The sequence below is a fragment of the Staphylococcus sp. 191 genome, assembly GCF_011174885.1.
GTDB classification, from domain to species: Bacteria; Bacillota; Bacilli; order Staphylococcales; family Staphylococcaceae; genus Staphylococcus; species Staphylococcus coagulans.
This window is the reverse complement of sequence record NZ_PNRJ01000002.1, coordinates 201612-212673: the sequence shown is the minus strand read 5'-3', so window position 1 is coordinate 212673 and position 11062 is coordinate 201612. Positions and strand designations below refer to the sequence as shown.

Genomic DNA, 11062 nt, shown 5'->3' with positions numbered 1-11062 from the left:
TTTCAGAAAAATAATGATTGATTATAAAGAAATAGAGGTGTTGAGCGTGATATTGTCAGATAATGATATAAAGGAATATCTAAAACGCAACATGCTTAAAATCGAACCATTAGTAGAAGAACATATTGAACCCGCTTCTGTTGACCTCACGTTAGGGCAACATTTTTTAAAGCCACTCCCACCCAAAGATGGTGTGCAGCGAATGAGTGAGCCGATTGATTACGAAACGATCAATCAATCGCATGTTGTTGTTCCTGCACATGCATTTATTTTAGCTACAACGGAAGAATATATTACTTTGCCAGAACAATTAACTGGCTTTATAGAAGGTAGAAGTTCAATTGGTCGTGCAGGTCTCTTTATTCAAAACGCAGGATGGGTTGATCCAGGATTTGAAGGAAAGATTACGCTAGAATTATATAATGCGAATGATTTTCCTTTAGAAATTGAGCAAGGTCAAAGAATTTGTCAAATTGTTTTAGCTGAAACGAAAACGAAACCCCAAGCTGTTTATCATGGTAAGTATCAAGGTCAACAAACCACAACGGGAAGTCGAGTATTCCGTGATTGGATGAAAGATGGGGGGATTTAGATGGATATTGTCATATTATCAGGCTTTTTAGGTGGCGGAAAAACATCGACGCTCAATTATTTAGTCCAAGACGCCCTTGACAATCATTTGAAACCGGCTGTAATTATGAATGATTTTGGTGCAAGAAGTGTTGACGAACATCTTGTTACAGAAGATGTTCAAATGGAAGTCCTAGTCAATGGTTGTATTTGTTGTGAGTTGAAGGAAGATGTATCTCAACAATTGCATGAGCTGTATCTATCGTACCAACCTGATATTGTCTTAGTTGAATGTAGTGGTGTGGCACACCCTATCGGGGTCTTTGATGCATGTATGACCCCTGTGCTTGCGCCTTATATTGAAGATATCACGATGTTAGGTCTCGTTGACGTAGCAGCCTATTATGAGAAAAAAGAATTACCAGAATCCGTGCATCATTTAATATTTGAACAATTTCGCTATTGCAGTCACTTAATTTTAAATAAAATAGATTTATTAAATAACGAGGCCTTGTTATCTGTGGTGGATGAAATTCAGCAAACATATCCGAATATTCCTTATATTTTAACAAGTTATGGAGAGCTGACTTTAAACGAAGTCCAACATCAATCACAGTGTCAAGTCAATGAACGTTCCAGTGTGCATCATCATGGGCAATTATCACACTTGATGTACGAATTCGAGGCGCCTGTGCAACAAACAGCCTTAATTGAAGGGCTACAAGGTTTAGAAGATATCTATCGTATTAAAGGATTTGTATATCTTAAAGATTGTGAGAATCCGTGTGTTGTCCAATATACACCTGGTAATTTAGAAATCAAACCGTGTCCGATTCCGATGAAGCCATATTTAATTGTAGTGGGACATAATTTGGACTATCAAGAAATTACCGATACGTTTGATGTAATGGAACTCGCATCTTAAAAATGAATAGATGAACTAAAGCATAATGTGAATGTCGAGATCTCATCGGCTACTCGCATTGTGCTTTTTTAATTTAAAATTCAATTGATTAAGTTATTCTTCTTATTTGAGAAAGCGTTATCATAATGATAGAATAAATGTGATAGAAGTATTTATTTCTCAGTTATATTGTTTGTTATTTAATATATTGGGGAATGCTAATAATGAGGAGGGATTGGATATGTTCAAAAATATTCTAGTTCCATTTGATTTCGGTAATAGTTTTAAAAATGTACCTGAGCAATTAGTGAAATTAACAGGTGAAAATTCTGCATATAAAATTGTCATTTTTAATGTTATTTCTGAAACGGAACTTGCAAACTATGTACGATACCAAGGCAAGCATTTTGAAGAAGTTGTTGAAGAGAAAAAAGATGAAATGAAACCATTTTTAAAATCTTTAGACGATGCCAACTTAAAATATGATGTCAAGTTTACGACAGGTGCAGCTACGAAAGAAATCGTCAATGAAGTTGAAAATGCAGACTATGACGTTGTAGTCATGAGTAATAAACGTTCCGAAATAGATATTAAGCATGTGTTAGGACATGTTACACATAAAATTGCGAAGCGTGTCAATATCCCTGTATTGATTATAAAATAATAAATATCTTCAATGATTTATATAATTATAATATATTTTCCCTTCAGGCATTCGTTGTCTGAAGGGTTTTTTTGGTAGAATTCCTGAAACAAGGAGAATTACTGTGTTGACTCTATATTGCTTTATTTATATAATATAAAAAATAATAGATATAAATAAATATATTATGTGTTTTTGTTTGTATTTAAGGAACAAGGAGGGAAGTTGATGCATTATTATGCGTATGTAGACAGAGAAGTGTGTATTTCTTGTTCAGCTTGTGGTGCTGCGGCGCCTCGATTGTTTCAGTATGATGCCCAAGGGATAGCGTACATGTGTTTAGATTGTAATAGTGGCACGGCGCAAATACCTGAATGTGACTTGGAAAATTTAGATGATGCAGTTGAAAATTGTCCCACGTCAGCGATTATAGTGGGACAGCGCCTTTTTCATATCTTCTAGCTCATTTGTTTTTAAAGGGCTCACTATCCTGAATGGCGTACTTATCACAGTATTTTTAAGTCAGCAAATCAAACGAAAAGGGATTTAATTAAAATGACAACACTATTCATCAGTGCTATAAAAGGGAATACGTATGTATAGAATTTGTAAATATGCAGACGAGGTGTTGAAACGCCAGTACAATTACATCGAGTCACCATTTAGTTACAGCGAAGCGTAGTTTTTATATTTGTTATAGGCATAGTGTAAAAAAGTGATAGAAAAGGCTGGGAAAACTTAAATGCATCCCAGCCTTTTAAATGTGGACTTTTTCAAACCACTTTATAACGTTTGACGGTTGAGAGTAATAATAGAAAGCCTGTTACGACTGTTGCTAAAACTAAACCTGACATCATAAGCGGTGTGAGTAACGTACCAATGATTAAAAATAGCCGCGATATGAGCTCTGCCCCAATCGGCACCCAACTGTCTAGTGCAGAATGGGTACCACGTGTGTCGGTAGGAATAAAACGTATATAAGCATAAGTCCGATTTTTTACCATCTAAATAGTGCATGAGCAATAATAGTATAATCGGAAACACGACATTCACATTTAGGTAATGTCATAAGCATATCTCCATTTTATAAGGTAAAAAATATGTAAAATTAGTATTATATTATCTTTAAAGTGTAAGCGTGTCAAAATTTGTGTGAGACCGTTGTGCACGTTACAATTTGTAAGAGGCATTGGGCTATAATAAAGAGAAAGAATGGAGGGTTATCGTTTGGATATCAAACAAATGAAATACTTTGTAGAAGTTGTACGTCAAGAAGGGATGACACGTGCAGCGGAAACATTGTATATTGCACAGCCAACAATTAGTAAGGCAATCAAAGAGCTAGAATTAGAATTAGGAGAGCCATTATTTGATCGTTCGAAGCGGCAACTGAACTTAACGGATGTGGGTGAAGTTTTCTTTAATAAAGCGTGTGAAATATTAAATTTATATGATAGCTTACCTTTTGAAATCAGTAGTTTACTCGGAATAGAGAAAGGTTATGTTTCCATTGGATTATCTGCCATTATGGATATGGAAAGATTTGGACAAGTGTTGGGAGAATTTCATCAAAAGTATCCGGATGTCGTTTTTAATCTGAATGAGAACGGCGGGAAAACGATTGAAGCTCAAGTGAGAAACAATGATATCCATTTAGGGTTAACGTCATTACCAGTAAATAACCAAGAATTCGATTCATTCCCACTCTATTCAGAGCGCTTTGAAGTGGTGATGCATCATCTCCATCCGTTAGCACACCAACAAAGTGTGACAATTTCTGATTTAAAAGACGAAGATTTTGTGATGTTTAACGAGGATTTTTATTTGAATGATAAAATCATTGCGGTAACACGCCAAGCGGGGTTCGTTCCGCATATTGTTTCTAAAATTTCGCAATGGCGTTTTATTGAGCATTTAATTACTGCCAAGATGGGGATTAGTATATTGCCTGAGAACATCGTGCGTATCATTGCTCAAAATCCAGAAATCAGAGTCTTACAACTGAGTGATGTCACGTTAGATTGGGAGATGGGTGTGATATGGAAAAAAGATGTGCATCTTAACCATGCTACAAAAACTTTTTTGGACTACCTAAATATCCATCTGCCATTGGCACAACAAGGAGATAGCGTTATCATAGACAAAAGTAATGATTGATATGAAAAACCAATATTTTTCTTATGTATCATCACCCTTTACAATAGAATCATTCGAATGAAGAGAAGGGTGGATGAAATGATTAAGTTGAAAAAGTGTTTTAAAGTGTTATCACAATTACTCATCATATACGGCATTACATTATTAGGTAACGGGATTCAACAATTATTTCACATCCCACTTGCAGGAAGTATTGTTGGATTAATCCTATTTTTTATTTTACTGCAGTTCAAAATCGTGAAAGTAGAATGGATTAAAGAGGGCGCAAATTTTCTACTCGCTACGATGGTGTTTTTCTTCATTCCTTCTGTGATAGGCGTGATGGATGTGGTTTCTGAATTAAATTTAAACTTCGTTGTCTTTTTCTCGCTTGTTGTTTTAGGGACTGTACTTGTCGCTTATAGTTCAGGTTTAGTTGCTGAAAAAATGACAACAGGACGTGTATTTCGCAAAGGGCATGAGCAATCATGATGTTTTTACAGGGCGTTGCAATGATTGCGTTGACAGTCGTGATGTATATACTGTCTAGAAAATTATATACAAAGTTTAAATTTCCTATTCTTAACCCTGTTTTAATCACATCTATAAGTGTCATTATTATATTACTCTTATTTCGTCTCGATTATCACAGTTATATGGTTGGGGGACAATGGATTAATCAATTACTCGGATCTACCGTCGTTTGTTTGGCTTTTCCATTGTACTTAAATCGTCACAAGATTTTAAAATACTTCAAAACAATCTTCGTGAGTGTGTTAACTGCGGTCACTTTAAACTTTTCCCTAATTTATTTTACTTTAAAGTTACTCGGTTACGGTCGCGAAGATATCGTGACTTTGTTACCTCGGTCGATTACAGCCGCGGTCGGAGTGCAAGTGTCACATCAGCTCGGCGGCGAAGATACAGTGACAATTATGTTTATTATTGCTACTGGTCTCGTCGGAAGTATGATAGGTGCAACACTTGTGCGCATGACGAATTTTCAAACTTCTATCGCACGTGGGATGACATTTGGTAATGCTTCTCATGCATTTGGTACTGCACGTGCTTTAGAGATGGACTTAGAGTCAGGCGCATTTAGCTCAATCGGCATGATTTTATCTGCCGTTTTAAGTTCCGTTATGCTTCCAATCTTATTGATGTTGTTCTATTAATGAATAAAGAATCGTCATGGCTACCCCTACGCGCCATGACGATTTTTTTAATTTTATATTGATAAATATGATAATATGATATTATTCACGAGATGACATTGGAGGTGCAGGAAGTGAACACCATGTTCTTTATAGTGATTTTATCGATTTTAACGGTGATAGCTTGGGTCATTACCATTCGTGCGTTTAAACGTACAGCAAAACCTGGTAAAATCAGTCCGAATAATTGGGCGGTGATTACAGCCGTTATTACAACGCTGACAATTATGTTAATGTTTATTTATAGCTTGATGTAGACTCGCATTAAGGATGTATCATCATGACAACTGACAATGACGTTTTGAGTAGGTTGCTCAAACACTTGGAGTTCTTTTGAGCTGTATTTTAAGATGGACATTGCATCACGCAGTCAAACCGCGTTTCTATGTTCACTGCTGACAATTATCATATGCAGATTTCAATTTCCACATCATTTGCAATAAAGCTGTATTCTTAAATGCAGTGTGCGCGAAATGATGTGGCTTTTTCATTTTGATGTTCACATTGTGATGAACGTTGATAAGTATTTAACAATTATTTTTAAATGAGAACTGGATTTAAGCTTAATTGAAAATTTAAATTTAATATTGTGTAAAAGTTGGCTTAATGCTAAAATTTTATTGATAATGAAAATCATTATCAATATTTTGCTTTTTAAGGAGCCAGAATAATGCGCGTGATAATGAATGTTTATGTGTTGTTCTTGATCCTAAGTGTGCTCACTGTCTGCTCTTTATTTATAGGTGTGAGTCGTGTCCCTATCACTGAGCTATTTCAATTTAATGCGCATCAACTGAATATTTTATGGGCAAGTCGAATACCAAGAACAGTAAGTATATTAATTTCTGGGAGTGCTCTAGCACTTGCAGGCCTCATTATGCAACAAATGATGCAAAACAAATTTGTGAGTCCAACGACTGCAGGGACGATGGAATGGGCAAAATTAGGCATTTTAATATCACTTATCTTTTTCCCAAAACAACATATCCTTTTAAAATTGGTTTTCGCCGTTTTATGCAGCTTATTTGGAACATTTATGTTTGTTCAAATTGTGCAACGGATTAAGTTCAAAGATGTGATCTTTGTACCGCTCATCGGCATCATGCTTGGTGGGATTGTCTCTAGTTTTGCGACCTTTATTGCACTAAGAACAAACGCTGTTCAGAGTATTGGCAATTGGCTAAATGGTAATTTCGCGATAATTACGAGCGGGCGCTATGAAGTTTTGTATTTGAGTATACCGCTACTCATTGTTACATATATTTTTGCAAATCAATTTACGATTGCTGGAATGGGACGTGATTTCAGTAAAAATCTTGGCTTAAATTATGAATGGATTATGAATATAGGCTTGTTTATTACTGCCACGATGACTGCGCTTGTTGTAGTCACTGTTGGGACGTTACCTTTCTTAGGGTTAATTGTACCGAATATTGTTTCAATTTTTAAAGGTGATCATTTAAAAAATGCGTTGCCACAAACAGCGCTTCTTGGCGCGATTTTTGTGATGATTTCTGACATTTTTGGACGTCTTATCGTTTATCCATACGAAATCAATATTGGATTAACGATTGGTATTTTTGGCACATTTGTTTTTATTGTGATGTTAATGAAAGGACGTCGACATTATGAACAATAAACCTTTGAGAACACTTATCTTTCTAATGATAGGTACAGTGATTACAGCTTTGATGTATTTATTAATCGGAATTGATTTCGAAATATTTGCATACCAAATTTCAAGTCGACTTAGAAAGTTTTTCTTAATTTTATTAGTTGGCGCTGCGATATCCGCATCGACAGTTGTTTTTCAGTCGATTACCGTCAATCGACTATTAACCCCGTCCATTATGGGATTAGATGCTGTCTACTTGTTTAGTAAAGTATTGATATTATTTGTATTTGGGGTGAATTCAGTCTTAGTTCATTCTTTTTATTTAAATTTTTCAATATCGCTTATTGCTATGGTCATATTTGCATTGCTTTTATTTGAAGTCATTTTCAAATTCGGTCAGTTTTCTGTCTATTTTATTTTACTGATTGGTGTTATTCTAGGGACATTTTTTAGAAGTATCACCGGTTTTCTTGAGCTCTTAATTAACCCAGAAGATTTCTTAGCCGTGCAAAGTGCCATGTTTGCAAATTTTGATGCATCTCAAACACCGCTTGTAATGATTTGTGCGGTTGTGTTACTTGTATTGCTTGGTATTACAGTGGCAATTATTCCTTATTTAGACGTTCTCTTATTAGGGAGAGCCCAAGCGATTAATTTAGGTGTGAATTACAATGTGGTCACACGCTTACTGTTAATTCTTGTCGCACTATTAGTCGCTATTGCAACAGCTTTAGTGGGGCCGATTACCTTTTTAGGTCTTTTAACAATTAACTTAGCCCATGAGTTAATGAAAACATTTGAGCATCGCTATATATTACCTGCAACAATTTGTATCAGTTGGATTAGTTTATTTTTAGCACAGTGGATTGTGGAACACTTATTCGAAGCAACAACACAAGTGAGTATACTGATTAATTTAATTGGTGGTATTTACTTTATTTACTTATTAATGAGAAGGAGGACAGCGGCATGATTTGTATTCGAGGATTAAACCAATCTATCGATGGTAAAGAGATACTCAAAGATATTGATGTTGATATTGAAAAAGGAAAATTAACATCTTTGATTGGTCCGAACGGGGCTGGAAAGAGTACATTACTTTCAGCAATGAGTCGTTTGAGTTCATTTGATTCTGGATCTATTGAAATCGAGGGACAAGCAATTGAAACGTATCAAAGTCAGACACTTGCGCAACGTTTATCCATCCTGAAACAAACCAATCATACGGAGTTAAATATTACCGTTGAACAGCTCGTTAATTTTGGTCGCTTTCCTTATTCGAAGGGCTATTTAAAGAAAGAGGATAAAGAAAAAGTTAATGAAGCACTCTCATTATTAAAGTTGGAAGAAATTCGACATCGTTATCTTAAAACGTTATCCGGAGGTCAGCGTCAACGTGCTTATATTGCGATGACGATTGCGCAAGATACGGATTACATTTTATTAGATGAGCCTTTAAATAATTTGGATATGAAGCATTCTGTCCAAATTATGCAGACGTTACGTGAACTGGCTGCTTTTCACAATAAGACCATTGTGGTTGTATTACATGATATTAATTTTGCTTCTGTATATTCAGATCGTATTGTCGCTCTGAAGGGGGGCAAATTGGTCAAAGCAGCACCTAAACGCGAAGTCATTCATACAGCCGTATTAAAAGAACTTTATGAAATGGATGTCAAAATAGAAGAAATTCGTGGTCAACAGATTTGTATTTATTTTGATGAATAATGATGTATATCATTAAAAGCAACACGATTAAATAGCTTAAGTATGTGGAGGAAAACAATGAAAAAACTAGGTCTATTATTAATGATGACACTCATGGTGATTTTAGTCGCATGTGGTAATCAAAACAATGATAAAAAAGAAGAAACGAAAGAAGCAGATAGCAAAAAAGCGGTTGAAATTAAAAATGATTTCACTTTAAGAGGGGAAGCTAAAGATGGCAGCGAAGACAAATCATATCAAGATACAGTGAAATTAGATAAAGATCCTGAAAAAGCAGTCGTTTTTGATTATGGTACGGTCGATACGATGAAAGCCCTTGGATTAGAAGACAAGATTGTCGCGTTACCAAAAGGTGAAGGCAATGCATCACTTCCAGATTTCTTAGATGAGTTTAAAGATGACCGCTATGCGAATACAGGAAGTTTGAAAGAAATTAATTTTGATGTTGTCGCAAAAGCAAAACCAGATGTTATTTATTTATCACCAAGAACAGCGTCACAGAAAAATATTGATGAATTAAAAAAAGCAGCCCCTAATGCAAAATTAATTTATATGGGTGCTAATGATAAAAATTATGTATCTTCTATGAAAACAAACACTGAAAATTTAGGTAAGATTTATGGTCAATCAGATAAAGCGAATCAACTTGTTAAAGATTTAGAACAAAAGATTGATGAAATGAAAGCAAAAACGAAAGACATTGATGAAAAAGCAATGTATTTACTTGTTAATGAAGGTGAATTATCAACATTTGGCGCTGGTGACCGTTTTGGTAATTTAGTTTATGATACATTAGGATTTAAACCTGCTGATCACAATATTAAGAGTAGTAGACATGGTCAGAATGTGACAAACGAATATGTCAGTGAGAAAAATCCTGGTATTATTTTTGCGATGGATCGTGGTCAAGCGATAGGTGAACAATCTTCAGCTAAACAGGTGCTTTGCAATGATGTGCTTAAAAATGTAAAAGCAATCAAAGATAAAAAAGTTGTCGAAGTAGATCCAAAATTATGGTATTTTGCATCTGGTTCAACGACTACGACAATTAAACAAATTGATGAATTGGAAAAAGGGCTTAACTTAAAATAAGATTCTAAGCTTTTAGTGATTCTATGTTATAGATAGGGTTGGAGCGATACGGTTCCAACCCTATCTTTATACAGAGCGTCGAAAGGTTAGTTTGTAAGAAGTAAGTTACCATAGTAGAACACGTTGATGATAAGTAATATGGAAATCAAGTATCGCTATGGCGCTTATTCGATTCATTATCGATTAAAAAATTGGTATAATACGTTTAAATTGAAAAAACGAAAGAGTGAGTAGGATGGTCAATACTTTAGTCATCACAGACGGTCAACCTTACACCCATGAATATGTAAATATGATGCGGGAGCAAGGTCATAAAGTTTATGTACAAGTGTCACCTACTATGGCACAAACGACGAATGGGCGAACACGCCATATTGATTTATTTAACAAAGCAGCTGTTGGAAAGGCGCTAGAAGATATTGCTTTTGTCGTTATCATTGGAGACCCACATTATTCTAACAACGCCTTGACACAAGGACGGGTTATCAATTTGGAACGACTCATCTATGATAATTTAGCAACCGCTATGCATCAAGCGGGCGTCCAAAAATGTTTAGCAATTCAAGCACACCTCAATCCTATACTTGAACAAACATTGGCAGCTTTTAATATTGATGTGATTCATCAAAAAATAAAAGTGAGACATTTAAAATGGGGAAAACGTGCACTTTACCAACTGAGTAAAGAAACACAAACTGTACGTTCTATACAGGCCCTTGAAATTCCTGAAAATGTGTCCATGGATGGTGTTACGTCTATGTATGGTCGCTTTCTTAAGACATTGAATGGCCGATTGATTAATGGTGTCTATGATGGAACACGTTTTACAATTATTTTAATGCCATTCAAGTTACCCCTTATTCAAATGTATCACGACACCACAAGTGATCCTGTTAAAAGCGTGGTACTCAATATTACAGGGGGATTGCTTGTTAAAAGAAGCGGTCGGATTCCAAGGTTAGAGTTTAGACGTTTAGAAGGGGCAACAACGACTTGCTTAATCGCTTTGCATGATTTTGTGCCGAGATTACCTTGGCCGATTTATCGTTTAACACAGGCGCCATTGCATGTTGGCGTTTCATATTTATTTTATAAGTATTGGAATAGCTTTAAATAGAGAAGAGACTCTAAGTTGCTAAAAAGAAAAACTCACCTAG

General features: G+C 35.4%; 14 protein-coding genes. 13 read left to right on the top strand and 1 reads right to left on the bottom strand.

What is annotated here, in order from left to right:
• Positions 1-46: 46 nt before the first annotated feature.
• From dcd to C1H58_RS02965, 4 genes are all read left to right on the top strand, one after another.
• A complete protein-coding gene (dcd, locus tag C1H58_RS02980; protein ID WP_050329933.1) occupies positions 47-592 on the top strand; it encodes a dCTP deaminase in 546 nt (181 codons plus the stop codon).
• Positions 593-1495, top strand: a complete 903-nt coding sequence (locus tag C1H58_RS02975) for a CobW family GTP-binding protein (RefSeq protein WP_050329934.1) — start codon at positions 593-595, stop codon at positions 1493-1495. It abuts the gene before it with no gap.
• Positions 1496-1715: 220 nt separating this feature from the next.
• Positions 1716-2138, top strand: a complete 423-nt coding sequence (locus tag C1H58_RS02970) for a universal stress protein (protein ID WP_050329936.1) — start codon at positions 1716-1718, stop codon at positions 2136-2138.
• A 207-nt stretch (positions 2139-2345) separates the two neighbouring features.
• Entirely contained in the window at positions 2346-2579 is a 234-nt protein-coding gene (locus C1H58_RS02965) for a ferredoxin (RefSeq protein ID WP_165545266.1), read from the top strand.
• A 311-nt stretch (positions 2580-2890) separates the two neighbouring features.
• Here C1H58_RS02965 and C1H58_RS02960 read toward each other — a convergent pair whose 3' ends face one another.
• Positions 2891-3121: a hypothetical protein gene (locus tag C1H58_RS02960; RefSeq protein ID WP_242680135.1), complete on the bottom strand. Its 231-nt coding sequence runs from the start codon at positions 3119-3121 to the stop codon at positions 2891-2893.
• 223 nt (positions 3122-3344) lie between these two features.
• Between C1H58_RS02960 and cidR the strand changes: the two genes are divergently transcribed.
• From cidR to C1H58_RS02915, 9 genes are all read left to right on the top strand, one after another.
• Entirely contained in the window at positions 3345-4274 is a 930-nt protein-coding gene (gene cidR / locus C1H58_RS02955) for a cidABC operon transcriptional activator CidR (protein WP_060829400.1), read from the top strand.
• A gap of 78 nt (positions 4275-4352) precedes the next feature.
• The gene (locus C1H58_RS02950) at positions 4353-4745 is read left to right on the top strand and encodes a CidA/LrgA family protein (protein WP_050329938.1); all 393 of its coding nucleotides are present in this window, start codon (positions 4353-4355) and stop codon (positions 4743-4745) included.
• Positions 4742-5428 (top strand): LrgB family protein, encoded by a 687-nt coding sequence (locus C1H58_RS02945; protein WP_060829401.1) that lies wholly within the window; start codon positions 4742-4744, stop codon positions 5426-5428. Before C1H58_RS02950 ends, C1H58_RS02945 begins: the two co-directional genes overlap by 4 nt.
• Before the next feature lie 122 nt (positions 5429-5550).
• Entirely contained in the window at positions 5551-5724 is a 174-nt protein-coding gene (locus C1H58_RS02940; RefSeq protein ID WP_016426109.1) for a hypothetical protein, read from the top strand.
• A 413-nt stretch (positions 5725-6137) separates the two neighbouring features.
• On the top strand, positions 6138-7106 hold the full coding sequence (locus C1H58_RS02935) for an ABC transporter permease (RefSeq protein WP_050329942.1): 969 nt from the start codon (positions 6138-6140) through the stop codon (positions 7104-7106).
• Positions 7096-8055, top strand: a complete 960-nt coding sequence (locus C1H58_RS02930; RefSeq protein WP_050345177.1) for an iron chelate uptake ABC transporter family permease subunit — start codon at positions 7096-7098, stop codon at positions 8053-8055. The genes C1H58_RS02935 and C1H58_RS02930 overlap by 11 nt, the downstream gene beginning before the upstream one ends.
• Positions 8052-8813 (top strand): iron ABC transporter ATP-binding protein, encoded by a 762-nt coding sequence (locus C1H58_RS02925; protein ID WP_060829403.1) that lies wholly within the window; start codon positions 8052-8054, stop codon positions 8811-8813. The genes C1H58_RS02930 and C1H58_RS02925 overlap by 4 nt, the downstream gene beginning before the upstream one ends.
• A gap of 57 nt (positions 8814-8870) precedes the next feature.
• Entirely contained in the window at positions 8871-9905 is a 1035-nt protein-coding gene (locus C1H58_RS02920) for a ferrated catecholamine ABC transporter substrate-binding lipoprotein SstD (RefSeq protein ID WP_165545265.1), read from the top strand.
• A gap of 235 nt (positions 9906-10140) precedes the next feature.
• Positions 10141-11022, top strand: coding sequence for a hypothetical protein (locus C1H58_RS02915; protein WP_182281025.1), 882 nt, complete (start codon positions 10141-10143; stop codon positions 11020-11022).
• The last annotated feature ends 40 nt before the right edge of the window (positions 11023-11062 follow it).

Bases quoted from the DNA above. Each gene is read 5' to 3' on its own strand.
- C1H58_RS02975 (WP_050329934.1), top strand. From the start codon at position 593: ATGGATATTGTCATATTATCAGGCTTTTTAGGTGGCGGAAAAACATCG.
- C1H58_RS02970 (WP_050329936.1), top strand. From the start codon at position 1,716: ATGTTCAAAAATATTCTAGTTCCATTTGATTTCGGTAATAGTTTTAAA.
- C1H58_RS02965 (WP_165545266.1), top strand. From the start codon at position 2,346: ATGCATTATTATGCGTATGTAGACAGAGAAGTGTGTATTTCTTGTTCA.
- C1H58_RS02960 (WP_242680135.1), bottom strand. From the start codon at position 3,121: ATGGTAAAAAATCGGACTTATGCTTATATACGTTTTATTCCTACCGAC.
- C1H58_RS02950 (WP_050329938.1), top strand. From the start codon at position 4,353: ATGATTAAGTTGAAAAAGTGTTTTAAAGTGTTATCACAATTACTCATC.
- C1H58_RS02945 (WP_060829401.1), top strand. From the start codon at position 4,742: ATGATGTTTTTACAGGGCGTTGCAATGATTGCGTTGACAGTCGTGATG.
- C1H58_RS02940 (WP_016426109.1), top strand. From the start codon at position 5,551: ATGTTCTTTATAGTGATTTTATCGATTTTAACGGTGATAGCTTGGGTC.
- C1H58_RS02935 (WP_050329942.1), top strand. From the start codon at position 6,138: ATGCGCGTGATAATGAATGTTTATGTGTTGTTCTTGATCCTAAGTGTG.
- C1H58_RS02930 (WP_050345177.1), top strand. From the start codon at position 7,096: ATGAACAATAAACCTTTGAGAACACTTATCTTTCTAATGATAGGTACA.
- C1H58_RS02925 (WP_060829403.1), top strand. From the start codon at position 8,052: ATGATTTGTATTCGAGGATTAAACCAATCTATCGATGGTAAAGAGATA.
- C1H58_RS02920 (WP_165545265.1), top strand. From the start codon at position 8,871: ATGAAAAAACTAGGTCTATTATTAATGATGACACTCATGGTGATTTTA.
- C1H58_RS02915 (WP_182281025.1), top strand. From the start codon at position 10,141: ATGGTCAATACTTTAGTCATCACAGACGGTCAACCTTACACCCATGAA.